Below are 19,010 nucleotides of genomic sequence, written 5' to 3'. Positions count from 1 at the left end.
GTGCTGGAGCGAACAATAAATAAATGCTTGTCTTGTAAGATTAGTTCCATAAGTTGTCCATAGGAAAGATGGTGGACCACCCGTAATGATTGCCAGCCTAATTCTATTACAGAAGGCTTTGAGATTACATGAACATGATTAAAGCCTAGAGCATTTCCTAAGAAAGATCTCCTTGGTTTTCTGTAGAACAACTGCTACTAAGTGCCGAGTTTTTTCCTGTGCCTGCATAATGCACACATTACGAGCACAGTTATACTGTGTTCTATTAGTTTCAGAAGTTGTTAATGAAGTGAATGCAGAATTCGTACCATTTCCATTATAACTTATGGATGAATCTAGAGTGTTTTCTACAGGATTAGCAAAGCCTAATGCTGTAGACATTGCTATCCCTGAAGACAGTAAAAACCAATAAATTTAATTTTTCATTGTAATTTTCTAAGTATGAATTGAGATATCCTTAGGCAAATTATTAAAATAATTAAAAGTCAATGATTGGTGCTAATATAGTAAGGAAATAGCCTAGAGACTTTATAAAAAGGTTTGTTATCTTAAGTTTTATGAGTCAGTGTGAATTAGTGAGATACATATGTATAGACTCGTTTTCGTTTTGCTAATGATTGTTATTCAAGCTCAAGGGGGTGAAAGAAGAACAACCTCTTATAAGAATTTACAAGAAGAACACATAGAGGCATTTTGGAATCTAGACCCCTATTGTTTGGAAAGCCTGTGTGCATGCTTTTCCTTACATCAGGATCACCAAAGCTATCAACGATTGGCGAGTTTTTTCCCAGAATTATCTACAGAAGAAATTAATATTTTATCTCGAACTATCCTGTCATCTAAAAATCCTCAGTATCGTTTCTCTGTTCAAGATATTGAAGTAATGAAGAAACTGTCCTTACCAGGAATTTCATTATTTTGTAGCAGAGAGATTCAAGAAATTGTCCCCGACGAAGATTTAGCACAAGCTCTAATACTAGCAGAATTTCCAGGGGAAGAGGATAAGGTACGACATTATACGTGTTATCTCGATATTCTAGCTTTACGTGCGTATGTTGAACGTAAAAGATATTTAGATAGGGAGAATTATGTTTTAGGATCCGAAGATTACCATAGAGCAACTATAGATGCTCTCAATACGATTTTATTTTATGAGGAAGAAATTCGCTATCCTTCAAAAAATGAAATGTTTGCGGATGAATTCTCTTTTCTTTCTTCTGTAGCGGATAGAAAGTTTGGTGTGTGCTTAGGAGTTTCTTCTTTATATTTGTCTTTAGCGCAACGTTTATTCCTTCCTTTAGAACCTGTTACTCCTCCGGGTCATATTTACCTACGCTATGGCAAGGGGAAAATCAATATTGAGACAACTGCTGGAGGCAGGCATTTACCCACAGAACAATATTGCGATTGTATCAGTGAAAAAGATCTCAAGATTCGTTCGTATCAAGAGATCGTAGGTTTAACTTTTATTAATAAAGGTTCCTTCGCTTTACAAAAACAATGTTATTCTGATGCAGGTATTGCTTATGAAAAAGCAAGAGAATATGTCAATGATAGGGAGATAGAAGAGTTACTTGGAATAGTCAAAATTTTAAACGGAGAAAAAAAAGAAGGGGAAGCTCTTCTTAAACGATCTTCTTGTTCTAAATCTATAGGGGAAGACTATCTTCGAGGTAATTTAGACATAGCGACTTTGAAATTACTATTCATGAATCCTGGTACTACATATGAAGAAGTTTTAAATTATGAAATATCCTTAAAAAGAGCTTTACAAAAGTTCCCAAAATGCATGGGGATTTATCGTAGACTAGCTTCTGTGGCTATTCATCTAGGGAAAATAGCTGACGGGGTCGCCCTTTTGGAACAGTGTTCACAAGAGGAACGAGAAGACATTGCCTTACACTTGAAACTTTGCAAGCTTTTTTTTGAACGACATGATTATGTTAAGGCTCAACGTTATTTTTTAATTGCTCAAAAACTCCTGGATCAGGAGGAATCTAATGATAAATTTTTTTTTACTTTATACAAAGAAATGAGACAGAAAATCCTGTCCGTAGCTCCTTAAAGATTTTGATTTGTTGAGGTTAATTTTTAATTCATTCATAATTCTCGTTAATTTTTAGCAATTGAGTGTTTATGCATATTGATGTAAATCAGGAGTTTCCCTCGCTTCCCAGGCGATTTAGACAGATGCGTATAAGGTTTCAAGATCTGTTATTGGAGAGAAATGATTTAAAAGTAGTCGCTACTTGTAGACAGATTGTAGAACTAGCAACTGTTATTTTGGGAGCTATCTGTTTCCTTATTTCTGTGTCCTCTATGTTAGGATTGTTAACCTTACCATCAAGTGTGTGGTTATTGCCTACCATGGTTGTTTTAGGGACTGCGTTATTAACTTTTTCCTTTACGTCTTTCTACTTTAGACAGGAAGAACTCAGTCTGGATCGACGTTGGAGAAGCCATTCTTTACGTTGTACAGATTTAATTGAAAGTTTACAGAACCTATTACAGTTAAAATATAATAAGGAGAGACGAGTGCGTTTTCGTGTGAATCCTCTGCCGATCCTATCAAACGCTCAATCTGTTGGATAATTAAACCTAAATAAAGGGGGTTCTTATATCTTGTTCAAGAGCTGTTTTAGAAGTTAGAGATGGATTGGGCTTCGGAGGTATTTCTTCGGATAAATTGTACAATAAGCATGTTTATGTAAACATTTGTCGAGTCTTTGCTGCTTTGTTAGCTATAATTACTGGTCTTGGTGCTTTAATTTGTGGTATAGGTGTGTGCACCGCAGCAACGTTTAGTGCTATGGGAATAGCTGGTGTCGCTTCGATTATATTATCACTAGTTCTTATTTCGTTAGCTATTTTCTGGTCATATGGCGTATTTCTTAGCTTTAGAGGAAACATTACATTAATTAAATCATGAAGTCCTCTTCTCTATAAGGGAGTAGGCGTTAAGAATTTTCTCCTCTTATGAAAGACAGGGATCAAAAGTTTATTTAAAGTTGCAAATCTTATGCATAAACTTTTGATCCAAGATCTAGAACCTTCCTTTATCTATTTTCTTGAAATAGTAGATTTCGATACTCATTATAAACTTGATATTTGAATAGTTTTTTCATCTTTGTTTTCACCTAGTGAAAATATTTTCTTACATTTCATTTGCATGTTCTATGTACTTTTAAGTTGCTTTTTGATAACCTCTTACGCTATATCTGGTATATTAAGGAGGTTTCAATGGGATTTGCTATTAACGTGAAAACTGCTTTAGGTGGACTAGGCAAACTCGATGTGTCATCTCAAGCTATTCCTGGATTTGGTCAGCAGCCCAAATGTGCTAGTATAACCAGACTAGTAATTTCTATCGCAGTAGCCTTGATTTCTTTATCAGCACTTGTATTAGGAATCGTAGGCTGTGTTTCATTAACAGTTTGTGGTTTGATTTGCGGTGTTTCTGTTGTTCTTCTTGCCCTATGTAGTTTATCTTGGGCAGTAATAATATTAAAACGTTTGTGCGAATCAACAAGAAAAGTAGAAGAACCACTACATCAACAACTAGTAGAGGTCGGTCACGATGGGTCTACATCGACGTCTACAAATCAAACTTCGGAGACAACCGGTAGTAATGATTCGGGATCTGATGATAACAAGACTAGAGATCGCGCTATCTAGTTCTTTGTTCATTATCTTAGGATAACGTAGCCAAAATTTTGTGACTTTTCAAGACTTTAACAAAATTTTGGTTTTTTATTTCTTTTCCCCTCCATGAGCTTTTCTGGATCATTAGCATATTTTGGTCCCTCACAAGAAAGGTACTTCAGAATTCTTCATTAGATAATTTTGTCTTTCTTATTTTGAGATATACCATGTTATTTTTATCCACAAAATTATGAGAAAGGTATTCCGCGAATACAGAAAATTAGAAATCTCTTAGAATCTGGTGTAATGGTATAGGAAATTTCTTTTGTTGGTTGTATCTTGCAAACATCGCTTTCCCTCACTATATTTGCTGAACATAGGCCGAAGATTGAAAAGTATCGAATGGGCGTTGGAGTTGACTCATGAAAAATATGCAGGATATAGGAGTGACATTATTAGGCGATTATAAAGTTCTTAGTTATCTGAGAAGAACTGTATGGTGTCAGGATATTCTTGCTGAGCATCGTTTTATTAAAAAACGTTATCTTTTAAAATTACTACACTCTGAGATAGCTGCATCAGATGCATTCATGAATGTATTTCATGAAGCTATTGTTAGATTAGCTACTTTGAAGCATCCCGGTATTTTAAGCATAGAAAATGTCTCCCAAATAGATGATCAGTATTTCATAGTTACTGAAGATAAAGAAGTTCCTACATGTTCATTAAGCCAATACCTTTCTAGTAAAATGGAAGATTTAGGAGAACTAGAGATTTATGATCTTATAGAACAATTAGCTCATATTTTGGATTATGCTCATTCTCAAGAGTTAGTACATGGAGATCTGAATTTAGATTCTGTGCATATTGACCTTTCCGGTAATACCCCTCGTGTTTTTCTACCCGAACTCGGCTTTTCTTTTTTGCTCAAGGAGCATGTTCTACGGAATGTAATAGATGAATGTTCTGAAGGTTCTTACTTTACTAAATTAAAACAAGCTACCTTTTTTCAAGCTCCAGAAATTCCTTCAGGTACAGTTGCAGAAGATGTTTATGCTTTTGGTGTGATTGTTTATTTTCTTTTGTTTCGAAAACTCCCTCAGGGAGTCTTCCCTTTACCTTCCCAAGTATTTCCAGATTATCTATATGATTGGGATCATCTTCTCCAGTCGTGTTTAAATTACTCTGCAGATCTACGTCCTAAGAAATTAGTGTCTGTTCTTAAGAAGAAGACTTTGGGAGAACAATTACTCAATGTAAAAATGCAATGTTTTGAAGAAGTTCGTGATAGTTATCAAGAAGTTGAAAACCATCAGCTGTTCACTTTGGTCAAAGAGGAAGAAAATAAGGATGAAAGTGCGGATTCTCCTCATTCTGCTTTTGTTCTTGTAGAAGCTAAGTCTATTGATGAAGCTATGAATACATCCTTAGATTCTATAGAGGATAATGTGAAAGAAGAAGAAAGCTATTCTCATGCTTTACAATCTCTACTTACGCGAGAACCAGTGGTCAGCCGCTACATAGAAGAAGAAAAAGAGGAAGTACAACCTCAACCTTTGCCTACAGAAATGGTATTTATTCCTGGAGGGGAGTTCACAAGAGGAAGTCGGGAGGGACAACGTGATGAGCATCCTGTCCATACGATTATGTTGCCAGGATTTTTTCTAGATGTACATCCTGTTACCAATGAACAGTTTGTCCGTTACTTAGAATATACAGGAAGTGAGCAGGATAAATATTACAATGAACTCATTCGTCTTAAGGATTCCCGGATACAACGGAGATCAGGGAAATTAATCATAGAACCTGGTTATGCAAAACATCCTGTTGTTGGAGTCACTTGGTACGGAGCTTCTGAATATGCCGCCTGGTTGGGGAAACGTTTACCTACAGAGGCTGAGTGGGAAATAGCCGCATGTGGAGGAATTGCTAATCAGCGTTATCCCTGTGGCGAAGATATAGATAAAAGCTTAGCAAATTTTTTTAGTTCTGATACTACAGCTGTTATGAGTTATACAGCTAATCCTTATGGGCTATATGATATGGCTGGAAATGTATATGAGTGGTGCTACGATTGGTATGGATATGATTTTTATGAAATTTCTTCACAAGAATCTCATTCTCCACAAGGTCCCTCTCAAGGAGTATATCGCGTGTTGCGTGGAGGATGCTGGAAAAGTCTAAAAGATGATCTACGTTGTGCTCATCGACACCGCAATAATCCTGGAGCAGTAAATAGTACTTATGGTTTTCGTTGTGCTAAAGGAGTCTAATAGCTGTAGAATGCAGGATCCTTATTCCGAGAAACAGTATTTGTCTTTGTGCCAAGAAATCGCTCAAGATGATTACTTATATTATGTACTTCATCAGCCCAGGATTTCTGATTATGATTATGATCTGAAAATGCAAGAACTTCTCCGTATAGAAGCTTTGCATCCTGAGTGGTTAGTTCCCTGGTCACCATCTATGCGTCTTGGTGATCGTACATCAGGGATATTTCCTGTTGTTGCACATTCTCAACCTATGCTTTCTATAGCCAATTGCTATACACGCGAAGATCTTGATGATTTCTTTTCTAGAGTTGAAAAAACTTTAAGAAGAATTCCTACATACACATTAGAATTGAAGATCGATGGTATTGCTGTGTCTCTCCGTTATGAACAGGGAATCCTTGCTCAAGCTTTAAGTCGAGGGAATGGACTTGAAGGAGAAGATATTACTGCAAATATTCGTACAATACGTTCTTTGCCTTTGCGCCTTCCTGAGGGATGTCCCGAAGTTGTTGAAGTGCGAGGAGAAGTATTTTTCTCAAAGGCAACATTCGAGCAGATGAATGCTAATCAGAGAGATACAAACAAACCAGTATTTGCTAATCCTCGAAATGCAGCAGGTGGCACATTAAAACTTTTATCTTCTAAGGATGCCGCTCAAAGAAATCTTGAACTTTCTATTTATGGAGTATTAGCAGGAGGAACAGAGTCCCACTATGAAAATCTTTTGTTATGTAAGACTTGGGGGTTCCCTGTACTAGGGAGACCGAAACAATGCCGAACAGCGCAAGAGGTTGTTCATGTCCTCAATGAAGTGGAAGAAATTCGTAATCATCTCCCTATGGAAATTGATGGAGTGGTGATTAAAGTTGATAGTCTTAAGGATCAACAAATTTTGGGGATGACAGCTAAGCATTATCGTTGGGCATTAGCATACAAATATGCCCCAGAACAAGGAGAAACACTTTTAGAAGATATTTTTGTTCAGGTAGGAAGAACAGGAGTACTGACTCCCGTAGCGAAATTACGTCCCATAGTTTTATCCGGGTCAAAGATTTCTCGTGCTTCCCTATACAATGAAGAAGAAATTGAAAAAAAGGATATTCGTATTGGCGATACGGTTTACGTAGAAAAGGGAGGAGAAATCATTCCTAAAATTGTTGGTGTGTGTTTGGAAAAGCGTCCAGAAGGAGCGCAACCCTGGCATATGCCTGAATTTTGTCCCGTTTGTAATAGTCGGGTGATTCGCGAATCCGATAAAGTTTCTGTTCGTTGTGCTAATCCACAATGTGCAGCAGGAGCTATGGAAAAAATCTGCTTTTTTGTTGGACGTGGAGCCATGGATATTGATCACTTTGGAGAGAAGGTGGTCACAAAATTGTTTGATTTAGGTGTGATCCAACGTTGCTGTGATATTTTCCAAATTACAGAGCAGGATCTTCTTCAATTACCAGGATTTAAGGATAAATCAGTAAAAAATCTTCTTCAGAGTATTCAAAAGGCTAAGGTTGTTCCTCTAGACCGTTTTATTGTTGCCTTGGGAATCCCCTTTGTGGGGATTGGTGTAGCATCATCTTTGGCAGAGCATTTTCTTAGTCTAGATGCCATTATGGATGCTTCATTGGATGAACTCAAGTCCATTGACGGTATTGGGGAAAAGGTAGCACATTCAATTCTAGAATATTTTTCTCGTTCTGAAAACATTGACGATATTAATAAGATGATATCTTTGGGAGTTCATGTAATCCCATACGAGAAAAAGCTCTCATCTTTAGGGAAAACCTTCGTGATTACGGGGACTTTAGAAACAATGACACGATCCGAAATCGAGAGAACGATTCGTAATCACGGAGGGAAGGTTTCCTCAGTAATTTCTAAAAATGTTGATTATATCATTGTAGGCGATCATCCCGGATCCAAGTTATCCAAGGCTCAGGATTTGAATATCCCCGTTCTATATGAGAAGGATTTGTTTAGGCTTCTTAAGCTTAAATAATTTGTTAAGATTTATTAAATAAAAAAATTTTATTAAAAAATAAAGCTTGTTTTTGTTGTTTAATATAAATTTCTTAAGGATTATAATACTTATTTTAAATTTCTAAAAGTTTTTAATTCTTAGGTTTTTTGTGGCAATTTCTTCGTATGTACAGATGGATTCCCTTCTGGATTTCCATTCTCATCTAGGCAATACCGATGCTAGTCCTTTAAGCCCTGAGGCTAGGGGAGTTCGAGCACCCTTAACTACACAACAAACACTTTTAGATGCTGCTGAAGATGCTCTACGTTCTATGGAGCAGACTGATCTTAAAAAGGCGCGTCTATATAAGGTCGCTCTAGGGATTATCACTGTTATAGGATTGGCGATCCTATTCGTTATTCCTGTAGCCATGGTTTTCGGTATTTCCATTTGGTTGCCCATAGTGATTACAGTAGGATTCTCGCTGTTCCTCGGTGTTTTAGGGAACACATTGCGAACGCGTTACCAGAGAATTCGCTTACGATATCAATTTCTTCAGGTGTATCATAAGCAATTATGTAGCAGACACTCTAATTTAAAAAATTCTACATTAGCTAAGTACCATATTCAGTTACCTAAAACAAAAGATTCTTTAAAAACACAGCTATTATCAAAACTACGTCCTGATTTGCATGCTCAACCCTCTGATGGGGGGGCATCTCTAGATGATAAACTAGGTTTATTAGGAGAAATCAACTCTCGATATCAATGTGAAGCCGTTGCAGGCATAGATAATCAAGACCAGGAAGTTACCTGGAACAAATGCCTTTCTGAGGTGTTGAAAGCAAAAGCGGAGTTACTGAAGAATACTTCTGCTCAGCCTACTCTAGTTAATCTTGCCAATTCCTCATTACAGGAAACCGGTATCGATTTTTCCTTGCTTCCTCAGAAGAATTTTTTAGATGTTGCACAGTCTTTGATAAATATTTGTGGGTTTGGATCTCAAATCGGAGAAGAGACCCTACAGTATCTAGATCAATATGATCGCCTGAATATGCATAGTAAGACCTTGATGTCTTGGGGGGAAAATTTTTCTCCAGCCACACGACTGTATCTTTCTCAAGGAAGAGCAACTGTAGACTTTGCCTTGAACACACTCTCAACTTTGCAATCCCATGTATCCAAAGTAAAAGAGTCTCTTTGGCTTTCCGAGTTCATAAAATGGAAAGAAAAGATCTGTAGTTTTATCAATGATTCTCAGGAATCACGAGATTTATATCAGCAGATTGTTCAGGAAGCTCATAAGTTAAATATTCATGAGGGAGTATCCGAAGAAAAGCAACAAGCAGTTCGCCAAGTACTACGTCAATTAGATGGATTATTCAATGAATCCGAAAATAATAAATCAGAGGAAATAAGAAATCAATTGGATGCAATTACGAAAAGCTCAATTGAAATCTTAGGAGGGGATGACCAGACATCTCTTAAAGATATATGCAATCAAGTACAGACTAAATTCGTGGAGTACTTGATCAGTTTAGGAGAACAAAATCTTCTATTTGATAAGATTCATTTGAGTATTCAGCTAGGAAAATGTGTTCGTAAGGATATCCAACAGGCAATTGCAAAGCATCCTGAAAATCAATGTGCTCGTATTTTACATACTCTAGATCAATTAACCACGTTGCTTAATCAAGATTCTTGGGGAGCTATATCAGGTAAACCTGTAGAGAAGATTCTCGAGGAAAAGCAGGTTATTCGGGATCAACTGAATAAGATTTATAGTTATGTAGATACGTGGAAAAGAAATTATGAGGAATTTAAATCTCAAAAGATAACTCGAATTTTAATGAAGGATTTCTTAGAGAATTACTCATCTTTGGATTCTGTCCTTGCTCGTTTGCATAGCGTACACACAGATACAAGTGGTTTAGATAACTTCGTAGATTCATGTCGTGAGTTTTTAAACGGAAGTTTTGATGAACTTGGAGGAAGAGAAGCCATACCTAACCCAGAGGAAATAAGTGCATGGTCTCAGGAATATACAAAATTAATCAGTGAGTTAGAGGCCATTCTTCCAGATTGTCAATCTATTGTAGATAAGGTACGAGGACAGTGTGCTACCGGAGGACAACTGATTGTTCAAGCATTAACAAATAAGGAATCTACATTAAGTGGTAAAATAAAGGAAAAAGAAAAAGAGCTTGTCTCCGCAATTAAGTTGAATCATCAATCTTCTCCTCGCTGTGATGAAAGAACTCTCCTTGCTCGGGGGGGAATGCACATGAAAGCTATTCTTGAGTGCATGGAAAAATTTGAAGAATCAGTAAGAAATCCTCAACAAATTGTTGTGGAGAACATCATTCAGTCTTCAAATGACTTGTTTGCCGTTATGCGAGGACCAGAGGTCGAAGCATTGGTAGAACTAGAAAATGTATTGGCATTACGCAGTGATGAGGATCTCTCACAATCATCTGTGGATAAGCCATCTGAAAGCATAGCACATACTCTTCATGGAGCTCAGAAATCAGCAAGAAATTTCTGGGAAAAACGAAATCAAAATTTAGATGCCTTACTGAACAAACTACAGAAAAACTTGAATAAGTGGAATTTAGCTCAATCTCTGGTATCAGGAATTTTAGGGATAGCTCTTCTTGTAGTCAGCCTATCGTTGTTATCATTACAGTTTGTTTGGCTTCCCGTTGGGATTGCTGCTATTGCTCTTGTTCTGCAGATCATACCTATGCTTTTCAGTCGCGTTATTGAGAAGAAAGTTTTAGATGTTAGTGCGGCTAAGCTAGCTAAAGAATTTCTGTTTTCTACAAAGATCCTCCCTTCAGAATTTGGTAATCAAAACCTTGATCATTTCGCAGATGTTCAGAATGTTTTACAACTGGAGGGTTACGAACAGCTCTGGGCTAAAGAAACAATCCAAGATGTTCACGGTGATCTTTCAGTTAAGAATGAAGATTTTAAAAACACTGTGAAGCAGCTAAAGAAAGATGCACGATCTTTAGATAAAAAAATGAAAAAACTCTGGGGAAATAACTTAGAAGAAAATCTTCCCTATTCTTCTGATTCCGAGACATTCCCTATACAGATGGAAAGTCTTACAGAAAGTATTTCTGACAAAAAGAAAGCAGATTCGATTGCAGCAGAGATTTCTCATATAGAATCCATGGAGAATCAGATTGTTTGTTCTCGTCTGCGCCATGATTTAGAAATGGCACGACACAAACAGCAGGTGAGTTATTGTAACCAATTGAAAACTTATTTGGAGACTCATAAGGAAGATATCGCAACCGTCCAACAGGAATTGATTATCAATGAAACCTTATCTCGTGTGATATCTCAGGCAATTGCTCAATCTGCTCCCTCAACAGAAGTAGATCCAAAAGAAATTTCCTCAATCGTGGACCTCCTAGTTACTTTAACTGCTTCAATCTACAATTCGAATTCTTCTGAAGAAAGAAAGTCGGCAAAACAAAGTTTTGATGCACACATCAAATCTATTGCTGATCGTGGTTTATTGCTAATTGTCAGAGATGCTCTCGAACTTTCTTCTTGTTTAGGAAAGAGTGAGATACACTTCGATACTCGTAGAAGACATGCTCTTGCCCGTTTACAAGGAGCTTCTTCTGTCATTTCCGAGAATGATGCGAATTTAAGTGTATCTAGAGAGGAATCCCTTTCGGAAGAGAAAGAAGTAGAAGATCGGAAGACACTATTTAAGTATCTCGGAATTGGGTATTTATCCCCATTTGTAGAATTCTCAAGCTCTTCGTTATCTAGAAGAGGGCATTCCCTAGCTAAATCTGCACTTGTAAATATTAAATTACTTCAATCTAAGTTGAGTATTGGAGAGACAATCTCTGTCGAAGAATATAAAAGAACTCACCGAGCTCTTTCTTCATATTTAAAAATGCATCGACAATTATCTCCCTTAGCTTATGGAAGACTACTCGGAAATGAAAATAGTATGAAGAGTGCTCATATGATGCGTGAAGCACATTCTCTTCAAGAGATTATTAAGTTAAATACCTTGTTAGGGAATCAAGAGCTTTGTGCATTATCAATACAACGCCTAGAAAATTGGTTGAGTAAATTAGCTAACAAACGAGAATATCTTAAGTTATTTACTAACTTGATTCAGAGAGTACGCAGTGGTGATATCTCTTCCTCCAATGAGCAGGAATATATCAATGACTTATGTACTTGTCTCAGCAGGGGAGTACCTGTCCACCTCTTATATCATATGCAGAAGAAATATAAGGCTCAGTCTTTAATATGCGTAGAGAAATTACAACAATTCCAAGAAACGTATAAACGTATGCAGTATGTTTCACAAAAAGTGAATGAAAAAGAGCAACATATTTCGCTTAAGCAAGAAGCAATTACTGAAGAAATGAATGCTTTAGACCGTAATCTTAAAGAACTACAAGCAAGAAAAGCAGAGCTAACTTCTAAAAAACAGTAGGAAACTAACGTCCTTTTATCTTCTAAAAAAGAAAAAAGAAATTAGTTTTCCGTTTTTTCAGTAGCAAATATCCTTAAGAGATAGGAAATAAGCTCATGTAATTTGAACTTGTGTGTTCTATAACCAATGTAGCAATCTGGACGGATAATAAATAAAGAATCGGGATTTGCATGATACACGCTAAATACTTTAGGGTCTTTAGTGACAATGACTTCTAGCCATGTCCCGTATTCTTCTCTAAGAGCTTTTTCTAGATCTGTACGATCTTTAAAGAAAATCAAAAGGTGTTTAATGCTTTTTAGAGAATCAAGAAGATAGCTTCCATTTTCTAACTGCACATTAATAGCACGCATACCTGGGCTAGGCCCCCGAATTTCCCTATCCTGAGGAGATATCTTAATGATCTCACTATTTTGATATTTTAAAGCTTTATGTGCAGGATAGTAATACTCTCCCCCAGAAACTTCTAATAGGCGACAGCCTTTTAAGAAATAGTACATAAGAGCAGGAGCATATAAATTAGAGAATAACAACTTTTTTGCTTGTCTTTGTCTTTTCTCGCTCAGATGTGGAAGAATATTCCCGTTTTCATGTTCTTTAGCTGTCACTAGGTATTTTGACGCTGCTTTTTTTACTACAGGGACCAACTTCCAAGCTAAATTAAATGCCGCATGAATATTGGTGTTGATCCCTGTAAGGTAAGAAAAAGTTAAGTTATTCAATACACTGCCTAGAAAGAGAAAATTATTGTAATCTGTGGGGTATTGGTGTACTTGAGCGCGAATATGATAGTATGCGTCGGCGTCATCGGTAACTGCAAGTTTATAGTTATAAAGTAGCTGGCGCCTGCTTTTTACAGAAAGAGGATAGCTGGTATTGGTCAGGCATAGTTGTTTTGATCCCTTTTCATGATTATAAAATACAAAGTTAAGGAAACTTTTTGAACATGGAACTAAGTGGATATGGCTTTCTTCAAAAGGCTCGCCTTCATCACAATGAACAAACAAGATGTCTTTTACATGTTTACGAAACTTTATTTGAGTTTTGAAAAGGTCTTTGACATCGGGATCAGTATCAGTTTCCGAAGCAATTATCCATTTAGGGTTATAAATTTCTCGATTTTCGAAGTTTTGAGAAGTTTTTGTTTTCTCAATGAAAATGCTGTTATCTACCAACGTAACAGGTCGGGTGTTCCATTGAATGGTTCCACCGTGCTTTTCAAATTGTTGAATTAAATGCTGAGAGAATGCTTGGTAAGAAGTCGATAAACAAAAAGGAAAACGAGATTCAGATGCCTGGTTGAACTTGAATAAGATCGTACGTTTTTTCCAGTGATAACGTGCACCGAAAATCTTATGACCTTTGTCTACAAAGTTTTCTAATAAGCCTGCGTTATCAAGAAGCTCTAGGGAGGAACAAGATAAAATTACTGGAAGCTCTCTACAGTCTAGATAACCTGGCTCATCTGAGGAGTCTCTGTGATCGATTACCTTTACAGAAACTCCATGTTGCACAAGTAGACTTGCTAAAATAATACCCGTAGGGTTAGCACCGATGACTAAAACATCTGTCATTATGGATCCCTCTATTGCGAGAGGCAGGAAATAAATCTAGTATATGCAAAAATAGGAGAGGAATCAAGCAAGTAATCCTTATGAATACACTTTTATTATGTTTTTAAACAAGCTTTCCTAGAGAACCATCTTTTATAAATAAGTTTGAAAGTGTGTAACGATATCATGCAAGATCTCTTTTAAATAGGGAGACGAATCCAAATTGTGGCTAGTATTTTCATAAGTTTTAAATTGAATATTGCTAGGAGCCGTGTTGCGGAATAGAGTTTGTTGCGTTAGGGAAACAAGGTTATCATTTAAAGCATGCATATGTAAAATGGGAATACTCACGGGAAGAGAGTTTAATACAATATGATCCTGAACGGAAAGGAAGTCGTGCACATCTTCTGGGCAAATAACCAGAGGCAGGGGATCAAAGCCAAAATCTTCTCCTAAATTTATAGGAATATCGATATTTTTTTGAGAAACCTCGTACATCTCTCTAAATAAAATTCCACCGTCAGCAATGGGAGCCCAAATGCTCATAGCACGGATGCGTAGCTTACTTGGAGAATATATCCTGGCAAGATGGAATGCAGTATGACATCCTAGGGAAAACCCCGCTAATCCTATACGAAAGGAGTTAATTTCAGAATACTGCGTGGCTACTGCATGTAAAATATCTTCTCCATTTTTTAAATAAGTACGAATAGGAATCTCTGTGCAAATCCCTTCACTTTCTCCACATCCTGCTAAATCAAACCGTACGCATGCAATTCCTACACGTGCGAGTTCTCGTGCAAGTTTTCTGTAGGTTCCTTTTAGACCACCCAATTTACTTCCTCGAAACCCATGGAAGCAAATCACAGCGGGATATCCATCTTTAGGACGGGGAGTCGTAGGGAGATGCAAAGTTCCAATAAGGTTATGCTGACCACTTTGAAGATTAATAGCGACACACTTCTCATAAAGAGGAGTTTTTGTTGTGTTAATAGTTAATAAATTATCGGATATTTCTGGAAGATCTGGTAGTTTAAGAGCTTCTACTTGTAGAGCGGTAGATAAAAACAAAAACGAAATAAAGGTAAGGACTTTTTTTTTCATTTCAAACCTGAAAAGAAATCTAAGACTTTAATATAAATTTATAATTTCAATCTTTAATTCGAGACTATTCAATTACTAAAGCGATAGATATTATAACAAACAGTCACAGTACGCAAGATACTTAATTTGTTTGTTTAGATTTTCTTAATGGTTCAATAGAAAGATTCTTGTGTTTTCTTAGATCTAGTGGTAAGCTGTCTCCTAGTTTTTTTAATTTTATAGTGCACTATGCGGTATGACCCGAGCTTAATAGAGAAGAAGTGGCAAGAATTTTGGAAACAAAATGCAAGTTTCCGTGCGGAAGAAACTGATGACCGTCCTAAATATTATGTTTTAGATATGTTCCCCTACCCCTCGGGATCAGGTTTACATGTCGGGCACTTAATTGGATATACTGCCACAGATATAGTTGCTCGTTATAAACGAGCTAAAGGATTTTCTGTTTTGCATCCCATGGGATGGGATAGCTTCGGTTTGCCTGCGGAACAATATGCAATTCGAACGGGAACACACCCTCGAGAGACCACTCAAAAGAATATACAAAATTTTAAAAAGCAGCTTTCATCTATGGGGTTTTCTTATGATGAAAGCAGAGAATTTGCTACAAGTGATCCCGATTACTACCGATGGACGCAGAAATTGTTCCTATTTCTTTATGAAAGAGATCTTGCTTACATGGCAGATATGGCAGTGAATTATTGCCCTGAGTTAGGCACAGTTTTATCTAATGAGGAAGTAGAGAATGGATTATCCATAGAGGGTGGGTATCCTGTTGAACGCAGGATGCTACGTCAATGGATTTTGCGTATCACAGCGTATGCCGATGTATTGCTTGAAGGGTTAGAAAGTTTAGATTGGCCTGAACATGTTAAGCAGTTGCAAAGAAATTGGATAGGGAAGTCTAAGGGAGCTCTTGTCAACTTTAATGTAAAGAATGATTCTCCTTTAGAAGTATTTACCACACGTCCTGATACTCTCTGTGGGGTTACTTTTTTAGCAATTGCTCCAGAACATCCTAGAATATGGTCTTTAACTTCCGAAGATAGAAAAGAAGAAGTCGAAGCCTATATCCGTTCCTCACAAAGTAAAAGCGAGAGAGATCGAATAAGCGAGAAGGAGAAAAGCGGGGTATTTACTGGAACTTATGCTGAGCATCCTATTACAGGAGAATTATTGCCTATCTGGGTGGCTGATTACGTTCTTGGAAGCTATGGTTCAGGAGCAGTAATGGGGGTCCCCGCCCATGATGACAGAGATCGTGAATTCGCAGAACTTTTTTCTTTGCCTATTAAACAGGTCATTGATGATACAGGACGGTGTATTAACAGTAATTATCATGACTTTTTATTAAATGATCTTTTAAATGAACAAGCCCAAGACTATGTCGTTACCTACTTACAGGAGAGGAAATTAGGGACAGCTAAAACTACTTATAAGTTGCGTGATTGGTTGTTCTCACGTCAGAGGTATTGGGGAGAACCCATTCCAATTATTCATTTTGAAGACGGGTCTTGTCGCCCACTAGAAGATGATGAGCTTCCTCTACTTCCTCCAGATATCCAGGATTATCGCTCTGAAGATTTTACTAAAGGAGCTTTAGCAAAGGCCACAGAATGGGTAGATATTTATGACCCAAAAACCAATCGTAGAGGACGAAGAGAAACTCACACCATGCCTCAGTGGGCTGGGTCATGTTGGTATTACTTACGGTTTTGTGATTCTCATAATTTCCAAGAACCTTGGAGTAAAGAGAAGGAACAATATTGGATGCCGGTAGATTTATATATCGGTGGGGCTGAACATGCTGTTTTACATTTGTTATACGCACGTTTCTGGCATCATGTTCTATATGATGCAGGAATGGTTTCTTCTCCAGAACCATTTAAAAAGCTTATAAATCAGGGATTAGTTCTTGCTAATTCTTATCGAATTCCAGGTAAGGGTTATGTATCTCCTGAAAGTGTGCATAAAGAAAACGAGACTTGGGTAACTTCTTCGGGAGAAGTATTGGAAGTAAGACAAGAAAAGATGTCTAAATCCAAGTTAAATGGTATTGATCCTCGGGGGTTGATTGAAGAATTTGGAGCAGATGCCGTACGTATGTATGCAATGTTTTCTGGGCCTCTAGATAAAAATAAACTGTGGTCAAATCAGGGAGTTGCTGGGTGTAGACGTTTTCTCAACCGCTTTTATGAGTTAGTGACTTCGCCTTCTGTACAAGAAGTAGATGACCCCAAAGGTTATTCTCTAGCACATCAGTTGGTACACTCTGTCAGTAACGATATTGAATCCATGTCTTTAAACACCATTCCCTCTTCTTTTATGGAATTTTTAAATGAATTTGGAAAGTTACCAGTATATCCCAAAGGAGCTCTAAGTATGGCGGTGCGTGTTTTAGCACCAATAGCTCCCCATATTAGTGAAGAGTTATGGGTCCATTTGGGCTATTCTCCAGGAATAGCTGATGCAGGATGGCCAGAGGTAGATCCCAAATATTTAGAAAAGTCCATAGTAACTTTTGTTATCCAAGTTAATGGTAAGTTACGTGCTCGTTTAGATCTCGATAAAACAGCTTCTCAGGAACAGATTGTGAGTTTAGCAAAAAAAGCTGTAGCCAAGTATTTAGAAAATAAAGAGATTAAAAAAGAAATTTTTATTCCTAATCGCTTGGTAAATTTTGTTATATGATTGTTAAACATAGAATAAGTAAGTTAACAACTTTTCTTTATGATTGTTTCTTAATCTTGGCATTTATCATAGCACTACCCAAGTTGCTTTATAAAAGATTTGTACACGGGAAATACAAAAAATCTTTAAAGTTAAGATTCGGATTGAAGTTTCCTAAATTACCTGATAGAAAAGGGCCTGTGGTATGGTTCCACGGTGCCTCTGTAGGCGAAATTTATCTATTGGTTCCTCTTGTACAAAAGTTCATGAAGGATTATCCCGAGTGGCACTGTGTTGTAACTGCTTACACAGAGTCGGGATGTGAAAGTGCTGAAAAATTATTCTCTCCTTTAGGGGCAACCACATTTATTCTACCCCTAGATTTAAGTATAATTATTAAACCTATTGTACGAGCTATATCTCCCAAGCTAGTAGTATTTTCAGAAGGGGATTGTTGGTTAAATTTTTTAGAAGAAGCTAAAAGATTAGGAGCCTCAACTGTAGTAATTAACGGTAGATTATCATCGAATTCTTGTAAGTGGTTCACTATTTTAAAGCGTTTTGGAAGGAATTATTTTGCTCCAATAGATGGATTTATACTTCAAGATGATAATCATAAAGAGCGTTTTTTACGATTAGGAGTCGCAGAAGAAAAAATTGAAGTTACTGGGAACATTAAAACATATGTAGAAGACGCAGCAGATTCAGGGGAGCGTAACAAATGGAGGGAAAAATTACAGTTATCGAAAGACAATGAGCTTCTAGTCTTGGGGTCTGTGCATCTTTCGGATGTGAATGCTTGGTTCCCCGCAATTATGCAACTAAGACACAGAAATTTAAAAGTTCTTTGGGTTCCTAGGCATATAGAACGCAAGAAAGATATAGAAAATCTTTTAACGAAAGAAAATATCCCTTTTGGTCTGTGGACTCAGGGGGCTACTTTTGCAGATAATGATGCAATTATCGTTGATACTATTGGTTTATTAAAGCAACTTTATTTTGCTGCAGATATCGCTTTCGTTGGTGGTACTTTTGATTCTAGAATAGGAGGGCATAATCTTTTAGAACCTCTGCAGTGCGGTGTTCCTTTAGTTTTTGGCCCACACATTACCTCTCAATCAGATTTAGCAGTACGTTTACTTTCTTTTGGAGCCGGATACAGCTTAGATTCTCCAGAATGTATTGCAGACGCTATTACTTTCTTTCTTGATCATCCTAAAGAAAGAGCTACTTATGTCCTTAGAGGAAAACATTTCCTAGATAATGAACGTGCCTCCTTTTTCCGTACTTGGGAAGCTTTGAAAAAGCATATTCCTTGTGTCAAAATATGAGTTATGTTA

12 protein-coding genes are annotated in these 19,010 nt (G+C 37.1%); 9 read left to right on the top strand and 3 right to left on the bottom strand.

Annotated elements, in window-relative coordinates:
• Positions 1-138: 138 nt before the first annotated feature.
• Positions 139-381 (bottom strand): hypothetical protein, encoded by a 243-nt coding sequence (locus tag RT28_RS01930; protein ID WP_240991535.1) that lies wholly within the window; start codon positions 379-381, stop codon positions 139-141.
• Between the two features lie 205 nt (positions 382-586).
• Between RT28_RS01930 and RT28_RS01925 the strand changes: the two genes are divergently transcribed.
• From RT28_RS01925 to RT28_RS01895, 7 genes are all read left to right on the top strand, one after another.
• Positions 587-2,065 (top strand): transglutaminase family protein, encoded by a 1,479-nt coding sequence (locus RT28_RS01925; protein ID WP_240991534.1) that lies wholly within the window; start codon positions 587-589, stop codon positions 2,063-2,065.
• Positions 2,066-2,136: 71 nt separating this feature from the next.
• On the top strand, positions 2,137-2,592 hold the full coding sequence (locus RT28_RS01920; protein ID WP_234394276.1) for a hypothetical protein: 456 nt from the start codon (positions 2,137-2,139) through the stop codon (positions 2,590-2,592).
• A 64-nt stretch (positions 2,593-2,656) separates the two neighbouring features.
• Positions 2,657-2,929, top strand: a complete 273-nt coding sequence (locus tag RT28_RS04825; RefSeq protein ID WP_081750421.1) for a hypothetical protein — start codon at positions 2,657-2,659, stop codon at positions 2,927-2,929.
• Between the two features lie 311 nt (positions 2,930-3,240).
• The gene (locus tag RT28_RS01910) at positions 3,241-3,675 is read left to right on the top strand and encodes a hypothetical protein (RefSeq protein WP_038500517.1); all 435 of its coding nucleotides are present in this window, start codon (positions 3,241-3,243) and stop codon (positions 3,673-3,675) included.
• 398 nt (positions 3,676-4,073) lie between these two features.
• On the top strand, positions 4,074-5,915 hold the full coding sequence (locus RT28_RS01905; RefSeq protein WP_420866310.1) for an SUMF1/EgtB/PvdO family nonheme iron enzyme: 1,842 nt from the start codon (positions 4,074-4,076) through the stop codon (positions 5,913-5,915).
• Between the two features lie 10 nt (positions 5,916-5,925).
• The gene (gene ligA, locus RT28_RS01900) at positions 5,926-7,908 is read left to right on the top strand and encodes an NAD-dependent DNA ligase LigA (RefSeq protein WP_038500511.1); all 1,983 of its coding nucleotides are present in this window, start codon (positions 5,926-5,928) and stop codon (positions 7,906-7,908) included.
• A 154-nt stretch (positions 7,909-8,062) separates the two neighbouring features.
• Positions 8,063-12,346: a hypothetical protein gene (locus tag RT28_RS01895; RefSeq protein WP_420866309.1), complete on the top strand. Its 4,284-nt coding sequence runs from the start codon at positions 8,063-8,065 to the stop codon at positions 12,344-12,346.
• A gap of 41 nt (positions 12,347-12,387) precedes the next feature.
• Here the strand turns inward: RT28_RS01895 and RT28_RS01890 are convergent, their stop codons facing one another.
• Positions 12,388-13,920 (bottom strand): FAD-dependent oxidoreductase, encoded by a 1,533-nt coding sequence (locus RT28_RS01890; protein WP_038500506.1) that lies wholly within the window; start codon positions 13,918-13,920, stop codon positions 12,388-12,390.
• A 132-nt stretch (positions 13,921-14,052) separates the two neighbouring features.
• Entirely contained in the window at positions 14,053-15,003 is a 951-nt protein-coding gene (locus RT28_RS01885) for an alpha/beta hydrolase (RefSeq protein ID WP_038500504.1), read from the bottom strand.
• A 228-nt stretch (positions 15,004-15,231) separates the two neighbouring features.
• On the opposite strand from RT28_RS01885, the gene leuS reads away from it, so the two are divergent.
• Together leuS and waaA are read left to right on the top strand one after the other, a co-directional pair.
• The gene (leuS, locus tag RT28_RS01880; RefSeq protein WP_038500501.1) at positions 15,232-17,691 is read left to right on the top strand and encodes a leucine--tRNA ligase; all 2,460 of its coding nucleotides are present in this window, start codon (positions 15,232-15,234) and stop codon (positions 17,689-17,691) included.
• Positions 17,688-19,001: a lipid IV(A) 3-deoxy-D-manno-octulosonic acid transferase gene (gene waaA / locus RT28_RS01875; RefSeq protein ID WP_020359265.1), complete on the top strand. Its 1,314-nt coding sequence runs from the start codon at positions 17,688-17,690 to the stop codon at positions 18,999-19,001. The genes leuS and waaA overlap by 4 nt, the downstream gene beginning before the upstream one ends.
• The last annotated feature ends 9 nt before the right edge of the window (positions 19,002-19,010 follow it).

The sequence above is a fragment of the Chlamydia avium 10DC88 genome (genome assembly GCF_000583875.1).
Lineage (GTDB): Bacteria > Chlamydiota > Chlamydiia > Chlamydiales > Chlamydiaceae > Chlamydia > Chlamydia avium.
The sequence above is the reverse complement of the archived record's forward strand: the minus strand, read 5'-3'. Positions and strand labels throughout refer to the sequence as shown.